This window comes from Planktothrix rubescens CCAP 1459/22 (assembly GCA_904830895.1).
GTDB lineage: Bacteria > Cyanobacteriota > Cyanobacteriia > Cyanobacteriales > Microcoleaceae > Planktothrix > Planktothrix agardhii.
In genome coordinates this window covers 1,733,192-1,755,816 of sequence record LR882958.1, presented here as the reverse complement: position 1 = coordinate 1,755,816, position 22,625 = coordinate 1,733,192, and the positions used below count along the sequence as shown (strand labels likewise).

20 protein-coding genes, 2 tRNA genes and 1 other annotated feature are annotated in these 22,625 nt (G+C 41.6%); of the genes, 10 read left to right on the top strand and 12 right to left on the bottom strand.

The window, feature by feature from the left end; translation table 11 throughout:
* Window positions 1-62: 62 nt before the first annotated feature.
* Window positions 63-914, bottom strand: coding sequence for a 16S rRNA (cytidine(1402)-2'-O)-methyltransferase (rsmI, locus tag NMG86_RS08195; protein ID WP_026787398.1), 852 nt, complete (start codon window positions 912-914; stop codon window positions 63-65).
* A 180-nt stretch (window positions 915-1,094) separates the two neighbouring features.
* Between rsmI and NMG86_RS08190 the strand changes: the two genes are divergently transcribed.
* Entirely contained in the window at window positions 1,095-1,964 is an 870-nt protein-coding gene (locus NMG86_RS08190; RefSeq protein ID WP_026787399.1) for a sugar kinase, read from the top strand.
* A gap of 99 nt (window positions 1,965-2,063) precedes the next feature.
* The gene (locus NMG86_RS08185) at window positions 2,064-3,221 is read left to right on the top strand and encodes a cupin-like domain-containing protein (protein WP_026787400.1); all 1,158 of its coding nucleotides are present in this window, start codon (window positions 2,064-2,066) and stop codon (window positions 3,219-3,221) included.
* A 170-nt stretch (window positions 3,222-3,391) separates the two neighbouring features.
* Here the strand turns inward: NMG86_RS08185 and NMG86_RS08180 are convergent, their stop codons facing one another.
* Entirely contained in the window at window positions 3,392-4,897 is a 1,506-nt protein-coding gene (locus tag NMG86_RS08180; RefSeq protein WP_026787401.1) for a polysaccharide deacetylase family protein, read from the bottom strand.
* Window positions 4,898-5,161: 264 nt separating this feature from the next.
* Here NMG86_RS08180 and NMG86_RS08175 point away from each other — a divergent pair, with 264 nt between their 5' ends.
* The 4 genes from NMG86_RS08175 (at window position 5,162) to NMG86_RS08160 (ending at window position 10,768) form a co-directional block, all read left to right on the top strand.
* Complete coding sequence (locus NMG86_RS08175) at window positions 5,162-7,144, top strand: amylo-alpha-1,6-glucosidase (protein ID WP_026797415.1); 1,983 nt, start codon at window positions 5,162-5,164, stop codon at window positions 7,142-7,144.
* Window positions 7,145-7,164: 20 nt separating this feature from the next.
* Window positions 7,165-7,932: an HAD family hydrolase gene (locus tag NMG86_RS08170; protein ID WP_337587928.1), complete on the top strand. Its 768-nt coding sequence runs from the start codon at window positions 7,165-7,167 to the stop codon at window positions 7,930-7,932.
* 17 nt (window positions 7,933-7,949) lie between these two features.
* Window positions 7,950-8,022: transfer RNA gene (locus tag NMG86_RS08165), tRNA-Ala, on the top strand.
* Window positions 8,023-8,293: 271 nt separating this feature from the next.
* Window positions 8,294-10,768 carry a sensor domain-containing diguanylate cyclase gene (locus tag NMG86_RS08160; RefSeq protein WP_052338673.1) on the top strand — a complete coding sequence of 825 codons (2,475 nt, stop codon included), beginning with the start codon at window positions 8,294-8,296 and terminating at the stop codon, window positions 10,766-10,768.
* Between the two features lie 120 nt (window positions 10,769-10,888).
* On the opposite strand, the gene leuB is transcribed toward NMG86_RS08160, so the two are convergent.
* Entirely contained in the window at window positions 10,889-11,986 is a 1,098-nt protein-coding gene (leuB, locus tag NMG86_RS08155; protein WP_026787406.1) for a 3-isopropylmalate dehydrogenase, read from the bottom strand.
* A gap of 199 nt (window positions 11,987-12,185) precedes the next feature.
* Here leuB and NMG86_RS08150 point away from each other — a divergent pair, with 199 nt between their 5' ends.
* Window positions 12,186-12,659 carry a universal stress protein gene (locus tag NMG86_RS08150; RefSeq protein WP_026787407.1) on the top strand — a complete coding sequence of 158 codons (474 nt, stop codon included), beginning with the start codon at window positions 12,186-12,188 and terminating at the stop codon, window positions 12,657-12,659.
* Window positions 12,660-12,798: 139 nt separating this feature from the next.
* Here the strand turns inward: NMG86_RS08150 and rplL are convergent, their stop codons facing one another.
* From rplL to rplS, 8 genes are all read right to left on the bottom strand, one after another.
* Window positions 12,799-13,185: a 50S ribosomal protein L7/L12 gene (rplL, locus tag NMG86_RS08145; protein ID WP_026787408.1), complete on the bottom strand. Its 387-nt coding sequence runs from the start codon at window positions 13,183-13,185 to the stop codon at window positions 12,799-12,801.
* Window positions 13,186-13,249: 64 nt separating this feature from the next.
* Entirely contained in the window at window positions 13,250-13,798 is a 549-nt protein-coding gene (gene rplJ, locus NMG86_RS08140; protein WP_026787409.1) for a 50S ribosomal protein L10, read from the bottom strand.
* A 100-nt stretch (window positions 13,799-13,898) separates the two neighbouring features.
* Window positions 13,899-14,080 (bottom strand) — a sequence feature (ribosomal protein L10 leader region).
* A gap of 131 nt (window positions 14,081-14,211) precedes the next feature.
* A complete protein-coding gene (gene rplA / locus NMG86_RS08135) occupies window positions 14,212-14,928 on the bottom strand; it encodes a 50S ribosomal protein L1 (protein ID WP_026787410.1) in 717 nt (238 codons plus the stop codon).
* A gap of 580 nt (window positions 14,929-15,508) precedes the next feature.
* Window positions 15,509-15,934: a 50S ribosomal protein L11 gene (rplK, locus tag NMG86_RS08130; protein WP_026787411.1), complete on the bottom strand. Its 426-nt coding sequence runs from the start codon at window positions 15,932-15,934 to the stop codon at window positions 15,509-15,511.
* 3 nt (window positions 15,935-15,937) lie between these two features.
* Window positions 15,938-16,612 carry a transcription termination/antitermination protein NusG gene (gene nusG, locus NMG86_RS08125; protein ID WP_026787412.1) on the bottom strand — a complete coding sequence of 225 codons (675 nt, stop codon included), beginning with the start codon at window positions 16,610-16,612 and terminating at the stop codon, window positions 15,938-15,940.
* Window positions 16,609-16,839 carry a preprotein translocase subunit SecE gene (gene secE / locus NMG86_RS08120; protein ID WP_026787413.1) on the bottom strand — a complete coding sequence of 77 codons (231 nt, stop codon included), beginning with the start codon at window positions 16,837-16,839 and terminating at the stop codon, window positions 16,609-16,611. Before secE ends, nusG begins: the two co-directional genes overlap by 4 nt.
* A 179-nt stretch (window positions 16,840-17,018) precedes the next feature.
* Window positions 17,019-17,091, bottom strand: a tRNA-Trp gene (locus NMG86_RS08115).
* 115 nt (window positions 17,092-17,206) lie between these two features.
* Window positions 17,207-17,593, bottom strand: a complete 387-nt coding sequence (gene rplS, locus NMG86_RS08110; protein WP_026787414.1) for a 50S ribosomal protein L19 — start codon at window positions 17,591-17,593, stop codon at window positions 17,207-17,209.
* Window positions 17,594-17,675: 82 nt separating this feature from the next.
* On the opposite strand from rplS, the gene NMG86_RS08105 reads away from it, so the two are divergent.
* Window positions 17,676-18,962, top strand: a complete 1,287-nt coding sequence (locus tag NMG86_RS08105; RefSeq protein ID WP_174236006.1) for an inorganic phosphate transporter — start codon at window positions 17,676-17,678, stop codon at window positions 18,960-18,962.
* A gap of 226 nt (window positions 18,963-19,188) precedes the next feature.
* Window positions 19,189-20,901: a DMT family transporter gene (locus tag NMG86_RS08100; protein WP_026797413.1), complete on the top strand. Its 1,713-nt coding sequence runs from the start codon at window positions 19,189-19,191 to the stop codon at window positions 20,899-20,901.
* A gap of 50 nt (window positions 20,902-20,951) precedes the next feature.
* On the opposite strand, the gene NMG86_RS08095 is transcribed toward NMG86_RS08100, so the two are convergent.
* The gene (locus tag NMG86_RS08095) at window positions 20,952-21,860 is read right to left on the bottom strand and encodes a LysR family transcriptional regulator (protein ID WP_026787417.1); all 909 of its coding nucleotides are present in this window, start codon (window positions 21,858-21,860) and stop codon (window positions 20,952-20,954) included.
* Window positions 21,861-22,044: 184 nt separating this feature from the next.
* On the opposite strand from NMG86_RS08095, the gene NMG86_RS08090 reads away from it, so the two are divergent.
* Window positions 22,045-22,551, top strand: coding sequence for a type IV pilin-like G/H family protein (locus NMG86_RS08090; RefSeq protein ID WP_026793499.1), 507 nt, complete (start codon window positions 22,045-22,047; stop codon window positions 22,549-22,551).
* Window positions 22,552-22,625: the final 74 nt, after the last annotated feature.

The following is a 22,625-nucleotide window of genomic DNA, read 5'->3' as shown; positions in this document are numbered from 1 at the left end:
AGAAGTGGGCATTCATCCCAACAACGAAGTTTTTTAAGTTAACGATAATTATACCAACATATTTATTCCTCCACATCGGGTAAAGTTAAAGCAATTTGATAGATTTGACGACGGGGTAAGGAGGTAGCGTCTGCGAGTTGGCGACTGGCTTGAGAACGGGTAATCCCTTGTTGGAGTAGACATTGGAGTTCGGCCTTAATTTGATCTTCGGTGATCACGGTTGGGGTTTCGGTGACACCCGCAATAACTAATGTTAGTTCACCTTTGGGGTTGTGATCTTGATAGTATTGTACTGCATTTTCCAAGGTTCCTCGCCAAAATTGTTCATGGATTTTTGTTAATTCCCGTGCAATTACAATAGACCGTTTTGAGCCTAAAATTAGAGCTAAATCTTCTAAGGTTTCCACAAGACGATGGGGTGCTTCATATAAAATCAGGGTGCGAGATTCGGTTTGTAAAGCGCTTAAACGCTGTTGACGTTCTTTGTTTTTGGTAGGTAAAAACCCTTCAAAAATAAATCGATCTGTGGGAAGTCCCGCCGCACTTAAAGCTGTTATACTAGCACTAACTCCCGGAATCGGAATTACAGCAATATTTGCTTCAATACAAGCCTTAATTAGTTCATATCCGGGGTCAGAAATTCCTGGCATTCCCGCATCCGTAACCAAGGCAATTGTATGTCCCTGACTCAGAGATTCCACCAAACTCGGAATCCGGCGTTGTTGATTATGTTCATGGTAACTGAGTTGGGGAGTTTTAATCTCAAAATGGTGTAATAGCTTGCCCGTATGACGGGTATCTTCGGCGGCAATCCAATCGACACTTTGTAAAATTTTTATCGCCCGCAAGGTGATATCTTCTAGGTTCCCAATGGGAGTTCCTACAATATAAAGGGTTCCAGCTTGATTGGTCATCTTAAATTTAAGGCTCTACAGAAATATAAATGTGATATAAAATACACTTATTCAAGGATAATATCAGATATCCTTGAGAGTTGACACAACTACTTTATAGTTGTTATGCCCTTTATTTAAAAATACAAGAAAACATATAATTTCTTAGAGTTTTGATTTGAATTTGGTTTAAATAATCCCATGGTTAAAGGTTTATTTGTTGGATTGATTACACTCGATTTGATTTATTCCATTACTCAATATCCCCAGGAAAATCAAAAAATTGTTGCTTCTGATTATACCGTTGCAGCCGGAGGGCCAGCGACTAATGCCGCCGTTACTTTTAATAGTTTAGGCAACCAATCCATACTATTAGGTGGATTAGGAAGCCATGACCTAACTCAACTAATTAGAAAAGATTTACAACAATATTCTGTTAATATTATAGACTTAGATTCAACTCGTTTAGAAGCACCTCCTGTTTCATCTATTATGGTAAATAATACCACCGGAGAGCGCACCGTTATCTCAATTAATGCTACAAAATCTCAAATCTCAAACCACTCAAATTTATCCCAATATTTAGACAATATTGATATTATTTTAATCGACGGTCATCAAATTCCCATCAGCCAAAGTTTAATTCAACAGGCAAAAATTAAACAAATTCCTGTTATTTTAGATGGCGGAAGTTGGAAACCGGGCTTAGAAACTATTTTACCAGATATTGACTATGCCATTTGTTCTAATAATTTTTATCCGCCCGATTGTCAAACCTCTGAAGATGTTTTTGCCTATCTTCAAGCTATGAATATTCCTAATATTGCCATTACCCAAGGAGAAAAACCGATTCAATATATTAGTCTCAAAGCAGGAAACGGTAGTATCCCCATTCCCACGATTCAATCAGTTGATACTTTAGGTGCGGGAGATATTTTTCATGGAGCATTTTGCCATTTTATTCTATCTGAAAACTTCCCCACCGCTTTGACTCAATCTGCCCAAATTGCATCTCAATCTTGCCTACATTTCGGTACTAGAAAATGGATTGAATGCTTAAATAATCACTAATTCTTGTAGACAACTGAGAATAATTAGGATATAATTAAAATATATTCTTACTTCCGGTTTTCACGAGTCAGATTTTTATTAAAATCTCTTATTATTAATATGACCGATATTCAACCCTTAAAAATCACCCTTCCCCCCTTACAAATCACCTTAAATGATGGCCAACAAGTCAGCTTGCAATGGCTTCCTCAATCCCCTGTAACAGAGTCTCCTCAACATCCTCAACCCCCGGAAATTCCTGAACCTCCTCCGCTTCCTGATGGTTGGAAAAAATGGATTGCAGCTAATAAGTTTCTGCATAAATCCGATGATGCCTTAATTGAATGTATGGTTAAAAATGGGATTGATGTTAAGTTGGCCGTTGAGGAAGTCACAAACCTCGCTAACCAACCCTATTTTCAAGCCGCACAGGAGGTTTTACAAAAGCTAGAAAAATTAGAATCTATTCTACAAATTCAAAACCAATTATCAGCTTTAGGATCTAATTATAATAGTATTCCTCGGATTCCGTTTCTATCCAAAGATGAATTTTTAGACCAATATTATTCCCAAAATAAACCCGTTATTTTAACAGGTATCATGAAAAATTGGGAAGCAATGGAACGATGGACACCAGACTATTTAAAAGAAAACTATGGCAATGTTAGTATTCAAGTCCAGGGAAATCGTGACTCCGACCCGAATTATGAAATTAATTTAGAACAGCATCGAAAAACGATGTTATTTGGAGATTATATTGATTGGGTAGTGCGGGCTGGAGAAACCAATGATTACTATATGGTTGCCAACAATAATACCCTGAATCGTGAAGAAATGCAGGGACTTTTTGAGGATATGGAGGTATTTCCCGAATATTTAGACCCAGCACAAACAGTGGGAAAAACCTTTTTCTGGTTTGGTTCAGCCGGAACTGTTACCCCCTTACATCATGATACCATTAATATCTTTTTAGCTCAAGTTTCTGGGCGAAAATTAATTAAAATGATTTCCCCTGAACAGACCCCATTTATTTATAATAATATCGGGGTATTTAGTCCCATTGATCCGGCAAATCCTGACTATAATCGTTATCCATTATATCGAAATGTTCGATCTATTGATGTGATCTTACACCCTGGGGAAGTGATTTTTCTTCCTGTGGGATGGTGGCATTATGTTAAAGGTTTAGAAATGAGTATTTCCGTTTCTTTTATTAATTTTAAATTTCCTAATGATTATGATTGGAAAAACCCATCCGGAGTAAATAGTTATCAGTAAACAGTTATCAGTTATCAGTGGTTAGACGTGGCAAGGGCGCAGCGATTAGCGCGTCTTTACCTATTATCTTAGTAAATAAAAAATGCAAGCCTTAACTCTTACACTGATAACTAATAACTAATAACTAATAACTGATGACTGATGACTGATGACTGATAACTGATTACTGATTACTGATTACTGATTATCCCCCGACGATAGATTTCCTTAGCATAATCTGTCCAGGTTCCCTGTCCCCAATAGCGAAAACAACTGGTTTGTAATAACAAATTGTACAATAGTGCTTGTTGATAGTGAGATTCCTTAGTAATATTTGGGTTTTCTTTAACTAGAGAATCATACTTTTGATGAAAGGCAATACTTAATTGTTTCATCGGTTCTAACACATTTTCATAACCTTGAACCCAACTTAAATTATTTGTCCAAGATGCACCTTCCATTTGAAATTGGTGATCGGTTTGTTTTAAAATTGCGATCGCTTCTTCCACAGATTCTTGATGATTTAAGAGGGGCTTAAGCCCAACAACTGGATCAACTTTTTGCCAAATTTTATGCTGCTGAACCGCTTGACAAGTCGGATAATCTTCTGGGTTCACCCCCGCCGCTTCTAATATTTCTAAATATTCGGTTCCATTCATTGCCACCACCCCATTATTTTGATCCCGCAATTCATAGAAAATCCGCAAGAAATCACGAGGATATTCATTCATCATCACCCCGCCATTTTCTCCATCAGCAATTTGTGAAACTAACGGCGGAATATTAACCCCAGAAATAGATTGTTTTTCCTTGGTTTTCGCTTCAAAATAGGGCTGCATTTGGGCAACTAATTTAGTATCCGATCCCTGAGTTTTAATTAAAGCAATCATACTCAAGGTTTCCCCCTTAGAATTGCGGGCAATTAAACGATTAGGAATATATTTTTGGTCGTGGGGTAATCCCAAACCCTCTAAAGTTTCGACAGAATGTTCCTGAACCAATAACCAACGATAACCGCAGGCTTTCAAGGCTTTAATATACTCATATAAAGTATCAGGATGATTGGGTAAGTGCATTTCTGGAGGAGAAAAACCCTTGACTCGCTGTAAAGCATCTTCTCCAAAAATACTGGCAAAATGATGTTGCCAAGCTTGAATTTGGAGTAAAATATCAGGAATAGGAGTCGAAGGAATTACCCCATGACTCCACATAGTTCCCAACCATTCTACATAGGGTTGATATTTTGGATCACAGGTAATTTTTTTCAGATCATTGAGAATATCATCCCGGCCCATTTGGCGTAATCCCCATAACAAATTCCCCGAATAATCCAACATAATTCGAGGATTACACCCTTGGGATATTAATTGAGGAATAAATTCTCCCATCCGACGATAACACCAAGCAAAAACTTCCGCATTATGATTATCTCCCTCTTGGGGATGTTCAAACATATATTGTAGATTGCTGATTAATTCCCCATTAACGCCCCCTGGAATAGTGGGTTGATGAAAATGTAACCCACAGGCAAAACCCGCTTTAATTTGATCTAACTTTAAATTAGTTTGAGACAAAAATATAGGATGATTATGATTAACTAAGGCTTGAATTTCAGCTTCCCAGCCACAAAAATTAGGAAGACCAGAACGCAAGTCTTCTAAAATAGGTAAAGGAGCCAAAAGGTTAGATTTTGTCATAAAACTAAATCTTGAGCAATTGCCAGACAATAAAAATACAAATTTAATTATACTCTGGAACACAGATCCTAAAAAAACTTTTGATACTCTGCAATATTCCGTCAGACTTGAGTAATCTGTTTAATCCGTATTCGATTTCACAAAGTGGGGGTTTTAATTTTGACAATAAAACGTTATAATTAAATCACCAGTTATCAGTTACCAGTTTAAGAATTAATAAATTAACTGTATACTCTTTAACTGATTACTGATTACTGATTGGGTATGACTATTAATTTTGGACGAGAAATTTGCGGTGATTTACCGAGTTCAGAAACACGAGAATGGTTAGTTACCAATGGCATCGGCGGCTATGCTTCGGGAACAATAGCAGGCTTACTGACACGCCGTTATCATGGTTTATTAGTAGCGGCTTTAAACCCCCCATTAGGACGGACTTTATTAGTCACAAAAATAGACGAAATTGTAGAATATCACGAACAAACTTATCCCCTTTATACAAATCGTTGGAGAGGCGGTGCAATTAATGGTTATGGACATTATCATATTGAAAAATTTTACCTAGAACGTACCATACCCACCTGGAAATTTGCCTGCGCCGATGCCATCCTAGAAAAACGAATTTGGATGCAGCCAGAAGCTAATATTACTTATGTTCGCTATAACTTAACCCGCGCCTCTGGGCCAATTACCCTTAGGCTTAAAGCCCTAGTCAATCATCGAGATTATCATAGCGATACCCATGCTGGGAATTGGAAAATGCAAGTGGAAGCGGTGGAAAACGGGGTTTGTGTCACCGCCTTTCCCCAGGCTACTCCCTTCTATTTATTAACGGATCGGGCGACGGTACAACCTACCCATCAATGGTGTTATAACTTTGATTTATCTAGGGAACGCGATCGCGGCCTCATGGATCACGAAGATCACCTCCATATTGCCACCTTTACCGCCACCTTGCATCCTGGGGAATCCATAATTTTTGTCGCAAGTACCGAAGCTAACCCCAGTTTAAACGGGGAAGCCGCCCTAGAAGTCCGTCGTAGCTACGAACGCAAATTATTAGGATTTTGGCAAGATAGCTGTCCAGTCAATATTAGGGAAGTACCCGAAGGGTTACAACAGTTAGTATTTGCGGCCGATCAATTTGTAGTTAATCGGGGTATTCCTGAAAATCCGATCGGTAAAACCATTATTGCTGGATATCCCTGGTTTGGGGATTGGGGACGGGACACCATGATTAGCTTACCCGGTATTACCATCACCACCGGACGCCTCCAAATTACCCGTGCCATCCTCTATACCTACTCAAAATATGTAAAGGAAGGAATGTTACCCAACCGTTTCCCCGACGAGGGAGAAACCCCGGACTATAATACGGTTGATGCAACCCTGTGGTATTTTGAGGCGATTCGTCAATATTATGACCTCACCGAAGATATTGATATCGTCGAAAATTTGTTTCCCGTTTTAGCTGATATTATTCAATATCACTGTCGCGGAACTCGCTACAATATCCACCTCGATCCCGCCGATGGTTTACTATACGCGGGGGAACAGGGATCGCAGTTAACCTGGATGGATGCCAAAATCGGCGACTGGGTTGTAACTCCCCGCATCGGAAAACCCGTGGAAATTAACGCCCTTTGGTATAACGCCCTACGAATTATGGGGAAATTTGCCCGTCAAATTGGCAGACCCTATCAAGAATATGATGCCCTGGCTGATCGCGCCTTAGCTCGGTTTGAACGGTTCTGGAGTCCTGAACTGGGCTATTGTTACGATGTCATTGATGGGATTTATGGCGATGATGCTTCCCTACGCCCCAATCAAATTTTTGCCGTTTCCCTCCCCCATAGCGCCCTATCCCACGAACAACAAAAAGCCATCGTTGAAACCTGCGGACGGTTTTTGTTAACATCATCAGGATTGCGATCGCTGGCCCCAAATCATTTGAACTATCGGGGATATTATGAAGGAAATCCGGTACAACGAGATAGTGCCTATCATCAAGGAACGGTTTGGGCTTGGCTTTTAGGGCCTTTTGTCATCGCCCATTTACGGGTGTTTCAAAATCCCAATCTTGCCCGCAGTTTCCTAGAGCCCATGATCAACCACCTGACCACGGGGGGACTGGGAACAATTAGCGAAATTTTTGATGGTAACGCCCCGATGCACCCCCGGGGTTGTATTGCCCAAGCCTGGTCGGTGGGAGAAATTCTCCGGGCTTGGTTAGCCACAGAACGTTAGATCAAGGGTTGTAAAAAACCATGAGTTTAAAGGCAGTTCTATTTGATTTTAATGGAATTATTATTAACGATGAGTCCATTCATGAACGACTCATTGCCGAACTTTTGTTAACAGAAAACCTCCGTTCTCAACCTGATGAAATTCGCAAATTTTCTTTGGGAAGGAGCGATCGCGCCTGTTTAACTGACCTATTAACCTATCGAGATCGCGCTGTTACTAATGCCTATTTAGATCAGTTAATTGAACGTAAATCTATTAGCTATCGCAATTATTTAGAACAATTAGCACAACTGCCCCTCTATCCAGGTCTGGAGAAATTGCTCCAACAGTTGCAAGCGGCGGATCTGAAATTAGCAATTGTCACCGGGGCGTTACGGGCGGAAGTGGAATTGGTGTTAACTCGTAGTGGCCTGAAAGAGTATTTTCCAATTATTGTGGCCGGGGATGAGATTACCCTAAGTAAACCTGAACCGGAAGGCTATTTGTTAGGCCTGCAACGATTAAATCAGGCTTACCCTCACCTAAATTTACAACCATCGGAATGTCTAGCCGTAGAGGATACCTGCGTGGGGATCACGGCGGCGAGGCGGGCCGGAATGCAAGTTATTGGTGTCGCCCATACCTATCCCCTCCATATCCTGCAACGCTGGCAAATTGGGCCGTTGATCGCTTCGGTGATCTCGAACTTGAGCGGATGCAAAAAATATTTTTACAGGAACCTTTGCAATCTCAGGTTTAGTTGTGTTACAATAGTAAATCGGAGTCAGAGATCATTCCTCACACTTTGATCCTTTGACTCGCACCGGGGGAATTAGCTCAGTTGGTAGAGTGCTGCGATCGCACCGCAGAGGTCAGGGGTTCGAATCCCCTATTCTCCATTATTCTCGTTGGTATGCTAGGATCAACGCCAATCAAGTCCAGCTTGAAGTTTGATCATAATAGTGCCTGTCACATCTATTCTTTTTTCTATAGCAACCAATTTTCCTCCAGGTTTGACTCTGGGGGTAATAGTCTTCATCTGAAAAATTATTTTTTTGAAAAAATAAGCCTATTTGCCTAGTATTTTCCTAGCCTTAGATAGAGGAAAAATTAAGAAAATTAAGGCTAATATTGATCGTTCTCTCAAATACTGACATTTTTTAAATCTAAATGAAAGTCATCACTTTAGGTCGATCAATATTAGTTCATAAATGTCTGAGTTTGATTAAAACATTAACGGAGTGGATAATCCGTCAAATTAATTTTATGCAATACCCAGATTCTCAAAATGAAACAGCAGATCTAATTGAATCAAATTCAAATAATAATGGGCTCCTGAATCATTCTTTCCAAACCAAAGAAAGGGTTAAACAACTTCTTGATAGTAGCCAAGTGGTGATTTTTAGTTGTCAACCACAACCCAAATATCCAATAACATTTATCAGTAATAATGTTAAAATCTTATTAGGATATGATGTTGCTATATTGTTAAGAGAAAATGATGTTTGGCACACCTATGTTCCTCCTTCAGATCAAGATAAATGGCAGAATGCTTTTGTGCAATTATTAGTCAAGGGGAACTATATTCATGAAGCTCAATTCCTACACTTTAACGGAAATTTTTGCTGGTTACGAGTGGAAATGCTCCTGATTAAAGATGAAGGAGGAAATATTTCCGAAATCCTTGGTTACTTCGTTGATATCACCGATCGCAAAGAAGCAGAAATGCAACTATCAACAGCAGAAAATCGTTTAAAAACAGTGATTGAAACCGTTGGTAGTGGAATTACCCTCAGTGATCAAAAAGGTAATTTTTATATTTTTAATTCTAAAATGACAGAAATCACTGGATACTCTTTGGAAGATGCTCAATCTCATTCAGATTTTTTAGCCCTATTATATCCGGGTTCCAAATCCTATAGCCAAGCTCAAAGCCGATTAGACAATGTGGCTTTAATGGGTTCAATCTTTAATGCAGAAACAACAATTCCTACTAAAAATGGAGAGTTAAAAACCTTGCTTTTATCTACAGTAATGATGGAAGATCAGGATAATCCGTTATTTTTATCCACTTTTCAAGATATTACGCCCCTGAAACGGGCCGAAAAAGCATTATGTCAAATGATTGTTCAAGAACATTTGATTTGGGAAATTACCCATAAAATTCGTCAATCCTTGAATTTAGAGGATATTCTGAATACAACAGTCACGGAAGTTCAACAGTTACTTGAATGTGATCGGGTTTTTATTTATCGAATTTTTCCTAATCGTCAAGGAAAAATTATTGCGGAAACCAACCCCAATGAATTGTTAAAAACCCAACCCTCGCCAACTCCTTTAATTCCTTTAGACTGCTATGAAAAATTTAGTCAAGGTGGAATTAGAGTTCTGAATAATATTCATCATGATCCGACTGATCCAGAAATGTTTAAGGTGATCAAATATTGGGGAATTGATTCTGCAATTATGGTTCCTTTATTGGAAATGAATCAACTTTGGGGACTTTTAATTGTTGATAAAAATCAGGGTTTACGCCATTGGTTAAAATGGGAAGCCAACTTATTGCGACAAATATCAGAACAGGTGGGAATTGCAATTCAACAAGGTCACCTCTATCAAGAAATTCAAGATCAAGCTCATCGCGCCCAAATTTTAAATCAGGTGATTCAAGTAATTCGTCAATCCTTAGACTTGGATACAATTTTTTCAATGGCTATTACTGAAATTGTTAGTGTATTAGGCTTGGATAGGGCTTGTATTTTGCAATATCTTCCCCAGCAAAAACAATGGCAAGAGGTGGCTTGCTTTGGTGATCATCACTCTATTATTCCTCCAGTTTTTTCTCCGATGCAACAAACATATTGTTTAGAAAGTGATGATTTTAATGTTCTTACTTCCGAGGAAATTCAACATTTAACCGGAATTTTAGGAAATTGGTTGCCGATTCCTTTGCGGGTTGGCTCTGAAATTTGGGGCTGTTTGGGATTACTTAAACAGCAAAATCTGAATGGTTGGAAAGAATCGGAAATCGAGTTAACCTGTGCAATTTCAGAACAATTAGCGATCGCAATTCAACAGTCTAAAATCTATCAAGAATTACAAATTGCTAACCAACAATTACTACGCCTAGCTACCATTGACGGTTTAACTCAAGTTGCCAATCGTCGCCGTTTTGATCAATATTTGGAACAACAATGGCAAGATTTACAGGCGGAAAAAAGTTCTTTAGCTTTGATTTTATGTGATATTGACTATTTCAAACAATACAATGATTACTATGGACATCTTACCGGAGATAGCTGTTTGAAAAAAGTCGCTCAAGCCCTTGAGAATATTCTACGAGATCCTGTGGATTTGGTTGCTCGATATGGTGGCGAAGAATTTGCAATTATTTTGCCGCATACTTCTTGGAATCAGGCGATTAAGCTGGCGCAACACATTCAAAATTCTATGCTACAACTGCAATTGCCCCATGCCAATTCCAGGGTCAGTCAATGGCTAACTTTGAGTTTAGGAATAGCTTGTACCATCCCTTCCGATGAAATCTCCCCCTCTGCTTTAATTGGGGGTGCGGATCAAGCCTTGTATCTAGCTAAACAGCAGGGACGCGCCTGCTATTGTACTCATGAAATGGATGCTATCTAAAATTTTCTACCCTAGGGGAGTATCGTTTTCGAGGCCGCTATGATAAAATACTTTTGTGATGAAATTTTGGGGACTGAGCGCTCTGTTGAACTGAAAGGGGGAGAGCGCTCTTTATTATTTTTAATTGCTATAGTTTTCTTCTAGGGCTTTTAACAATATTTCTCCTATTTGCTGACAACCGACTAATTTCATCCCCTCAGACATAATATCCCCAGTCCGATATCCCCAATCCAAGACTTTTAAAACCGCATTTTCTAGTTTATCCGCCGCCACGGGTTGATCTAAACCATAGCGTAACATCATCGCCGCGCTCAGGACTTGGGCAAGGGGATTAGCCTTATCCTGTCCCGCAATATCGGGGGCTGAACCATGAACGGGTTCAAATACCCCAGGGCCAGATTCCCCCAAACTAGCAGACGGTAACATCCCGATACTTCCGGTTAACATAGCCGCAGCATCGGAGAGAATATCACCAAATAAATTCCCCGTCACGATCGTATCAAACTGTTTCGGGGCGCGAACTAACTGCATAGCCGCGTTGTCAACATATAAATGAGATAATTTAACGTCGGGGTATTCAGAGGCAAGTAGGATAATTCGATCCCGCCATAACTGAGACACATCTAAGACATTTGCCTTATCCACAGAACAAAGTCTCCCCCGACGTTTCCGGGCGGTTTCAAATCCGACACGGCCAATCCGATCAATCTCAGATTCGGTATAGGCCATCGTATTAACACCCCGTTTTTCTCCGGTTTCCGTCTGAAAAATGCCCTTGGGTTGTCCAAAATAAATCCCCCCAGTAAGTTCGCGGACAACCATAATATCCACCCCTTCTACTATTTCTTTTTTCAAAGAAGAAGCATCAATTAAATGAGGTAAAATGGTAGCGGGACGCAAATTAGCAAATAATTTTAATCCCGCCCGTAACCCTAATAACCCGGTTTCTGGCCGTTGATGGCGGGGTAAATTGTCCCATTTGTATCCGCCAATCGCCGCTAACAGCACCGCATCACTCTTGAGACAATGTTCTAAGGTTTCTGGGGGAAGGGGTTCTCCGGTGGCGTCAATGGCAGCCCCTCCCATCAATGCTTGGTGAAAATCGAAAGTAATATTCAGTTGGTTGCCAACGACTTTTAACGCATCGACCGCCACCGCTATAATTTCAGGGCCGATTCCATCGCCAGGAAGGAGAGTAATGCGGTAGTTTTGACTCATAATCCTAAGAAAACAAAACAGATTAGTTTAGACGAGGGTGAACCGGGTTAGCGATCGCCCAACCTTCAAATATAGCATTCTTTTACGAAAAAATATCATGTTTAGTTTAAAATAGGAAGTGGGAAATTAAACATTTTTAGACAAGAGATTTTAGAACTCGACCAATAACGGAATTAAACCAGTTAAGGAGGACAAGAATATGGCCTATCAAAAAATTTTAGTATCAATTGATCGAACTCCCCAAGCAGAGTTTGTTTTTGATCAAGCTTTGCAACTAGCCAAACTGTACGAAAGTCAGTTAAAACTGTTTCATTGTATTAGTGTATCACCGATGATTTTGGGTTCTCCGGGGGATTTATATGGTCAACGGTTAAACCAAGTCGCACAAATTCAACATGAATTAATTGAAAAAGAAATTAATCAAGTCTCTGGGTGGTTAGCCACCTTTGTTAGTTATGCCCAGCAGCAGGGAGTTTCTATTGAAACGGAATATCAAGTGGGAGAAGCGGGATATTGGATACGAGAAATGACCAAAAAATGGGGCGCTGATTTAGTGATTGTCGGAAGACGCAACCGTTCAGAATTGGCAGAATTATTTTTAGGAAGTGTGAGTAATTATGTGGTTCACCATGTCAAATGTTCCGTATTAGTTGTACAGCAACCTGAAGATTAAAAGGATTAATTTTAATTGATTGTAGAGACGGGCCACGGCGCGTCTCTTTTTCTATTTTTCATCAAGCAAAAAACCTGATTTCTGAATCAGAAACCAGGTTAGGGATGAATAAAAAAACTAAAACAAAACTCCGTTAAAACTATTTAATGGAAGCTTTAGCACCAGCTTCCTCAAGTTTTTTCTTGGTGTTTTCAGCGTCATCTTTATTAGTAGCTTTTTTAACCTCTTTGGGTGCTGCTTCCACTAAATCTTTAGCTTCTTTCAGACCTAAACCAGTCAGTTCACGCACCACTTTCAGAATGGCAATTTTCTTATCAGCAGGGAATTCGTCCAAGATGACATCAAATTCGGTTTTTTCTTCAACTTCTTCCACGGGAGCAGCCGCACCAGAAGCAACCATCGCAACACCCACAGGAGCCGCGGCGCTCACACCAAAAGCTTCTTCAATTTGTTTGACTAATTCAGACGCTTCTAACAGCGTTAAAGACTTCAGTTGTTCCAGAATTTGATCAGTAGTTGCAGACATTTCTTAAACTCCTAGACAATGTAACGGTTTGTATTTGAGACTTGTTGCCAAAGCCAGATAAAAACTAAGCAGCTTCGTCATTTGAGCCATCTTGATCTTTTTCGACATAGGCGTTAAGTGCCCGTGCCAAAGATCCCGGAACCTCGTTGATACCGACGGCCAGTTGAGTCGCCACACCATTGATAGCCCCAGCAATTTGAGCCATAAGTTGCTCTTTGGAGGGTAAATCTCCTAATGCTTTAACGTCACTTTCACTCAGCAGCCTGCCTTCCATGACGCCGCCGCGAACTTCCGTCTTTTTAGAAGCCTTTTGGAAGGCTTGGTAGGCTTTGATGGCACTACCGAAGTCTTCCTTGATTAATAAAAAGGCGTTAGAACCCTTGAGCAACCCATTCAACGGCTCCCAGTTGCTTTGACCTTGAATGGCAATTCGCATTAAGGTATTTTTTGTTACCTTGCAAACACTACCTGAAGGACGCAACTGTTGCCGTAAATTAGTGATTTCTGCAACGGACAGACCGTTATAGTCAATCACAATAGCCAGTTGTGAATCTTTAAGGGTTTCCTTAAGTTCAGCAACAATTTCTTGTTTATTTTCTAGGGTTCTTCCCATTCTTGTTGAACCTCCGTGTAGCATTGCAGCCCATTTTCATCTCCTCAAGGCGATGTAATGATCCACAACGGTTGACTCCTTCCCCGATAAAACAGCAGCGATTTCGCCATAAAAAACCTCGGTTTTTTCACCGAGGTCAAAACTTAAAACTTAAACATAAATCATCAACACAGACAGATTAGTTAGGTCTGTAACCTGATTGTTTAGCTTTAAACTTATTGAACCTCGGCAGGAAATTAAGCGTTTCGCCCCTGCTGTCTGCGGTGAGTTAGTCGTTTATTGGTTTAAATACGCAGTCTTTAATCATTGCATATTTTATTGGATTTGTCAACCCCCAATTCCGACTAGATCACCAAGGAAATCAGAACATCCTCTAGGCGAATTACACCCACAGGATGGCTGAAATCCTTTGATTAAACGATGTCCGCAATTTTCAGTTCCCGCAGAGCCGTAATATCCACTTCAATTGACGGCCCCATCGTAGACGCGACAAACACACTACGCCAGTAACGACCCTTAGCCCCAGAAGGACGGTTGCGGTCAATACACTCTTGCAGAGTGGATAGGTTCACCAGCAAATCTGCTGCGGAGAATGCAGTTTTCCCAAACATAACGTGAACGATCCCGGTACGATCAGCCCGGAATTCTAACTTCCCAGCCTTAAATTCGGCGATCGCCTTTGCCACATCCGTTGTCACCGTTCCCCCTTTAGGAGAAGGCATTAAGCCCTTCGGCCCCAATAAACGCCCCAGTTTCGCCACTTGAGGCATCATATCCGGTGTGGCAATTAAGCAATCAAAATCCAGCATTCCCTTCTGGATATCATTAATTAAATCTTCAGATCCAACCAGATCAGCCCCGGCTGCTTGAGCTTCGGTGACTTTTTCCCCTTTTGCTAATACCGCCACCCGGATCACTTGACCCGTACCTTTGGGTAAGCTTACCGTTGTTCGGAGTTGTTGGTCGGTATATTTGGGGTCAATACCTAAACGAATATGGGCTTCGGCTGATTCAGGAAACTTAGCTGTAGCGGTTTCCTTCAACAGATTAATCGCCTCTAAAGGTTCGTAAGGTCGGTCTTCAACCTTTTTTCTTAGTTCTCGTAATCGACGGGATTCTTGTCTTGCCATTCTATTCTATATCTCCTGGGGTGATAACGAAGATGTACCTCTCCCCCAATAAAGGGTTAACGGAAATTCCCTAAACTACTAGGAATTAATTGACTTGTTGCCAATAGGCTGCTTATTGAGACCACCAACAGTTTGAATGCCTTGATACTCCCCAGGGCTGAAGCCACGGGGATTCTTGAATGAATCCGAAAACTCTCAAAGGCGCTATCAAATCACCTCTACACGCTCAAAACAACTACCCTTATAAAAGATATTGCAATTGCGCTTACTTTTAAATTGTGTTTGTTTTCATAGACCATCACAACGCCAGATAGGTACGCTTCACACTCTGCCATTACTTGTCAGTTATACAGGCTTACTACTCCTCAAGGAGTGTGGTGGCTCACTGTGCCGGGATTTCTCCGATACTAGAGTGTTTCAACACGCAGATGGTTGTTTTACTTACGATCTATTCTAACTCAACTTTTCAATCAGTTAGATCAGGAAATATTGAAGGCGGTTGAAACCGCAGCCACTTTCCTCCCCATGTCTAAAGCCAGGGGCTTCTCGCTCGTTTTTTGGTGATCAGTCACAAATAAGCTTAATCAACAACGGTCACACCCATATTGCGGGCGGTTCCAGCCACAATTTTCATGGCCGCTTCCACATCATTCGCATTTAAGTCGGGCATTTTGGTTTCTGCAATTTCTCGTAACTGAGCTTGCGTAATTTGGCCGACTTTCTTGCGGTTCGGTTCTCCCGATCCCCGTTCAACTCCAGCGGCTTTACGAATTAATACCGAAGCCGGAGGAGTCTTGAGAACAAAGGTAAAACTCCGGTCTTCAAAAACCGAAATTTCTACCGGAACTACAAGACCTACTTTATCTGCGGTTCTGGCGTTATACTCTTTGCAAAACGCCATAATATTCACCCCATGTTGACCCAAGGCTGGGCCAATTGGGGGTGCAGGGTTGGCTTTGCCCGCAGTAATTGCCAACTTAATAACTGCTACAACTTTCTTTGCCATTCCTTAGCCTTGTTTTTCAACCTGATTAAACTCTAATTCTACTGGAGTATCCCGTCCAAAAATCGAAAGTAGAGCTTTAAGCTTACTCCGCTCTGGACTAACTTCAATCACATCTCCTTCAAAGTCTTTAAAAGGCCCTGAAAGCACGGTGATATGATCCCCAATCGCCATTGCTGCCTTGACAATCGGTTCCTGTTGTTGCGCTTGTCTGAAGATTCGTTCCACCTCAGCATTGCTCAGTGGTAGAGGTTTAACGTGACCTCGACCCCGACCGGAATGCCGTTTTTGTTCCGCCCCAACGAAGTTGATAACGTGCGGTGTGTTCTTGACCACCTGCCAAGCTTCATCGTCAATTTCCCAGCGATTGAGTTCGTTATTCCATTTTAGTCTCATCTGGATGAGAACATAACCTGGAAACACTTTCTCCTCACCATGTTGACGACTGCCATCTTTCCGCAGTTTAATCATTGGGGTGTGGGGAATTTCCACCTTCAAAATTCGTTCCGCAACATCTAGGGTTTGTACCCGTTGTTCCAGGTTCGCTTTGACTCGTTTTTCACAGCCAGAAGCTACCTGAACAGCATACCAACGTCGCTCTCCGGGTGAAAACTCCTGGGAACGTTCGTCCGTATCTGCCATGAGGTCTGAATGTTGTGATTCGTCTGATGTAAAAGTCATCCGAAGATTTGCCCCGACGCCCAACGAAGGAAGTTGTCTGCTAAATAGATCAAGCTAGCCGAGAGAGTGATCATCAACAATACCCCTGCCGACTCACTCAGTAGTTGCTGTCGGCCAGGCCAGACCACTTTGTCTAATTCCTCTTTCGTTTCTTTGAGGAACGTAGAAGCGTTAAAGCCAGAAGTCGTTCCTTCAATTGCAACTTCTTCTTTCTTGTTGACCACCATGAACTCCCCTTGCGATCTTACGGTATCTGATCCTGATCTTAGCTGGAAGAGGGTCACACAGCCGCCCAAACTTTTAAAACTATCATACTGAACCCATCAACACAATGTCCCGATTTGTTGCTTTTCGGAACAATGCCCAGACGAAAGTAATCTTGCGTCTGGGCATTGGAGGTATCCAGCGCGCCCTGGAGGACTTGAACCCCCGACATCAGGTTTTGGAGACCTGCGTTCTACCAACTGAACTAAGAGCGCATAGCGGAGTGGCTGATCTTCCACCTTATTTAGCTTAACACAAATTACAGACTTTAGTTAAACTTTTTTTCCGATCATCACCAGGGGAATCATGGAATCTCTGGCATTGCCCAAATTACAGACTCCGATCAAACCGTTGTTTAACGCGAGTGGCTTTACCAATGCGATCGCGGAGATAGAATAGTTTCGCCCGCCGGACTTTACCTCGACGGATAACTTTAATATCCGCAATTCTCGGAGAATGGATTAAGAAAACTCTCTCAACTCCTACTCCTTGAAAAATCTTCCGCACAGTGATGGTGGCGTTAATTCCGCCATGACGTTTAGCAATCACAACCCCCTCATAGGGCTGAATTCGCTCTTTGCCACCCTCTTGAATTTTCACCGCAACCTTGATCGTATCACCGACATAAATATCGGGAAGATCGGGTTTATTGAGTTGCTGTCGGAGGCTTTCGATTTCTTCCGTTTCAATAGAACGGATAATTTCTCCCGCTTTCATGATAATTTTCCAAAACTCACAAGATCTGATTATAGATCGAAAAGGACTGTAAAATCCATAGCATTCACCTGGATTCACAAAGATGTTAGAACAATCCATTCCAATCATCGTTGAAATTGTGTTGCTGTGCGGGTTAGCCTTCTATGTTGCCTGTAATCTAGGGGCTAATGATGTGGCAAACTCGATGGGGACGTCGGTGGGTTCCAAGGCGTTGACCCTGAAACAAGCAATTATCGTCGCCGGGATTTTAGAGTTTAGCGGGGCGGTATTTTTTGGAGAGCGAGTCTCTAAAACCTTAGCCACGGGGGTTATTAACCCGGAAGTTTTTAGCTCCACCCCTCAAGTCTTTGTGATCGGGATGGTATCGGTATTGCTTTCGGCGGGATTATGGTTACAAATTGCCACCCGTCAGGGATTACCCGTATCTTCGTCCCATGCGGTGGTGGGAGCGATCGCTGGATTTAGTTGTATTGCTGCTGGGGTCAAGGCGGTAAACTGGCAAACTATCGGTTTAATTTCCCTGACTTGGTTAGTCACTCCGGTGATCAGTGGTTTAATTGCAGCGTTATTTTACAAACTGATCAAATATTGGATTTTAGACCAACCCGATCCCAAGCGCCAAATTCAAGAATGGATTCCCTGGTTAAGTAGTATCTTAATCGGAATTTTTGGGGTGATTGTCTTCCCAATTTTGAGTTCGCCGTTGCAAAAAATCTTAACCCAATGGGGGTGGACGTTACCCGTTCATGATATTCCTGTGGGGATTGGGGTGATCGCTGCAATCAGTTTAACTTGGGTTAGTTGGCGACAATTAGATCAACAGCAGCAGGATTCTAGTTCTAATTCCATACCGGAAAAATTCCCTGGGATCGAAAAACAAATGGCGGGATTTCAGGTAATTAGTGCCTGTTTTGTAGCTTTTGCCCATGGGTCAAATGATGTAGGAAATACTATCGCTCCCTTAGCCGCGATTTTAGCCGTAATTAAAACGGGTTCAGTTCCCCTAGACGATATTGAAATCCCGATTTGGATTTTACTGTTGGGGGGGAGTGGGATTGTTACCGGACTCGCCATCTGGGGTAAAAATGTGATTAAAACCGTCGGAGAAAATATTATTTCCCTGCTTCCGAGTCAGGGATTTTGTGCGGAATTGGCCACGGCTACCACCGTATTATTGGCATCCCGTTTAGGATTACCCGCTTCTACCTCCCATGCGTTGGTGGGGGGTGTGGTGGGAATTGGATTGGTACAGGGGGGAAAAGAGGTACGCTTGGATACCGTTCGTTCTATTGCTTTAGCCTGGGTGATTACTGTTCCTAGTGCCGCTATAATTAGTGGGATTCTATTTAAAATATTCAATAGACTATAAATAAAATGTGGCACATTGGAAACTAGCGTGTCTTTAGACGCTCAGTGAGCTATTGTTTAGTTTAGGTTTTTGGGGATAATTCTTCCCTGGCTCTGCCATTTTTCCCGTTGTGCCTTTATCGGTAGAGACTAGGATTTCTAGTCTGTAAATTGTGAAACCCGGTATGCAGCGTTGGTATGAGTGGCGTCATAGCTGAATCAGCAGATCAATAAGAGGTTAATCACGAATGGGGACACAGGACAATCAACCGCCACCTTTAGGATCGGGAGAAAGCACATCCGCAGAAATAATCCTAAGTTCGGTGATACAGGAATTAGAAACATTCCATCACCAGATTAAGGCAAGATATCTGTCGGATATCCAACGACTGGAAACGGATAAAGTTCGCTTAGTTGAGGATATTGAAAATCTACAAACGGAATATCGGCGATTGCAATCCCAGCAGTTACAAACACTGTCCGATCGCGTTCCTCCCAATCGAGCTTGGCTTAAACAACTGACTCAAATTGTGGCGCGTGATGTGGAGCAATCTTTGATCGCACGCATTAATCAAATTAAAGCAGCCAGTGATCCGCCTTTATTAGCGGCTGATTCGAGTGGACGGCTTCCAGGTGAGGATCTCGATGCAGAAAACTTCAATAATCGAGAGTTGGAAGCGGTTTTGGAAACCAGTCTGAACCAAACTTTTCAAAGTTTACAGGAGGAGTTAGGTCACTATCAAAGTAACCTGTCTCAACGTTTGAACAATATGCAAACCTTGGAACAGCAGGTTGAAGCCTTGCTGGAAACCCTGGTTCATCGTTTGCAAGAACAGGTGGAACAACCCACCATAAGGGGGGATAATTCCAGACGGGAACTTCCGGGCGACGGTCATCAGGCCCTTCCCCCTGGAAATACGGGACTCACAAATCGCGCGGAATCCGTTGCTAGTCCTAAACCTAAGTCTTCTCCAGTGCAAGTGGGTTTATTTTTGGCGTTACTTTCGGCGGTATCTCTATCGTTGTTTAACGTTTGTTTAAAGATTATTCTCAAAGGGCCACAACCCCGAGAAATCTTTGGCATATTTTCCTTAGAAGGAATTATTTCTCCGGGGATCGGGAATTCTTTATTAATCTTGTTACTCCGCATGATTGTGGTCATGGCACTAATGCCGATTGTGGCAACGTTCCTTTATCCTCCGGTGTGGGGTGATCTGCGACGTTTTCTTCATTCCGGTGATCGTCGTTTAATGTTGACGGTAATTGGTAGTGGATTTTTCTTGTTTTTATCTCAAGTCGCTATCTATGTAGCCATTGGTCAGATTCCTACCGGAATTGCGATTACGATTTTCTTTATCTATCCGATTGTGACGGTAATTGCCTCTTGGGGTTTATTTGGAGATCGACCGACCCTAATTCGGGTGATTGCCATGATTATTATTCTGGCTGGAGGGATTCTCTGTTTACCAGCCCGAAATCCTAATATTGCCATGGGCAATGTACAGGTGGGGGTGATTGCTGCGATCTTTGCGGGTGTGGCTTTTGCCGGGTATGTTTTGCTAACTCAGGTGGCTGCGGGAAAACTCCATCCTATTCCCTTTAGTTTGGTGAACTTTGCATCAATTTTTGTCTTTTCTTCTGTGAGTTTAATGATACTACCCGATAGTTTGGGGGTTAATATTGAACCGGGAGTTTGGAATGGATTAATGATTGGGGGTGTGGTTTTAGGTGTTCTCACTCTATCGAGTTATTTATTAAATAATTTCGCTATTCGCTCGGCGGGAGCTTCCTTAGCCTCCATTATTGGGACAACCGGGCCAGCATTAACCGCGTTGTTTGCCTTCTGGATTATTGGTGAGGCGATTAAGCAACAACAAATCTATGGGATGGCCTTAGTAATTTTGGGTGTGGGGGCGATGAGTATTGAACGTATGATTGGCTCAAAGCGGAAATCTACTTAACAGTATTCAGTTAACAGTAATCAGTTATCAGTCGGTGGACGAGCCTTAGTCTACTTGGAAAATATTCCGGTTCCTCTGAGGACGTCCAGAAAAGCAAAAACCGCAGGGACATGGAAGCCATTTGACCAGAGGGCGGCTCCGATGACTCTTTCTAGGGGAACAGGTAAGGCTCTGACTTGGACTTGGGTAGGAATGGGTAAAGCAGCTAAACGGGGTAAAATGGCGGCCCCTAATCCCTGAGCTACCATACTGACAATCGTTGAATCTTCTTTAATTTGATAGGCGACTTTTAACGATTGTCCCCATTTTGACCAATGTTCCCGCACCGCAGAAGTACATTCGGCATAATTGAATAAAATAAAAGAGTAGGTCGAGAGTTCTTCCCAGCTTAGGATTTCGGGAATTTGACCCGCTCCCCCCAAACCTGCTGTAGACGGGGAGCTAGGGAGGTTGGGAAGTAAAACTACATATTCATCTCTAGCAATTTCCCAAGTTTCAAATTCTTCCGAACGGGGTAAGGGAAGTAACCCAATATCTACTTGGCCTGTGCGTAAACTTTGTTCAATCCCTAGGGGATCGGTTTCGGTAATGGTGATTTCTATGTCAGGAAAACGACTGCGAAACTGGGCCACTTTTGAGGGAAGGATATGGGTTGCTGCACTACGAAAGGAGGCAACTCGAATTTTCCCTCGATGTAAACCTTTTTCTAAATTGACTTCATGATCGATTTTTTCACGCAGTTCTAGGATTTTACTGGCGTGTAAGATCACCCGTTCTCCGATCAGGGTAGGACGAGCGCCAAAGCGTCCTCGCAGTAGTAAGGGAATGCCGAGTTCATCTTCTAAAGCTGCGATCGCCCGACTGACGGAGGATTGAGAGGTACTTAAACTCAATGCTGCTTCTGAAAAGCTTCCTTGTTCTGCTACCGCTAGTAAAATTTCAAGTTGATCAATATTCATCTTGCTTTTAACTGTTAGCGACTCGCTATGAGCTTCTATACTCACCGAGAAAATTTTAACTTGAGTTGCTGTAAATTATATTATAGTGACTATCAGTAATTTTTTCACTCAAAATCTCTAGTGTAAACTTTGAATCATTAAATGAGATTGACTATCTGTTTATATTGAGTTAATAATTAAAAATATGTCTAAATTCACTTTTTTAAATCCCCCAAAAAAATGGATGTATTTATCTTTTTTTGGTGTGCTTTTAATCCTATTTATCTTGGGTTTATTCCGGTTCGACAATAAAATTCGCCGTGGTCATCAAGCCCAAGGTAGATCGATTTTAAAAACTTTGATTAAAAATCAAGATCAACAATTTAAAACCCATGGTAAATTTACACCTAACCTAGAAAACTTATATCGGGGGACTTCAAAAGGAATCGGAACTTATAAATTTAAAATGACGGTAGAATCGGATCAGGTATTTTTTGAAGCCATTCCGATTATTTGGCGTCGGGTTAGTTACTCTGGAGCTTTATTTAAGATTAAAACAAATAACTCTGTCGTACTGGTGGGAGGAATTTGTAAAAGTCCTAACTCCTCGATGACTGCTCCAACTCCGATTCTACCTCCTGTTCCCAACTTTTATCAAGTCCGTTGTCCTCTTGATGCTGAATTGATGGAATCCATGAAGTTTTCTCGGTAAAATATAAAATCAATATCAATGTCTAAATCTAAATCATTTTTTCCTAAAAATTCAACCGTTTCGTATTATTCTAT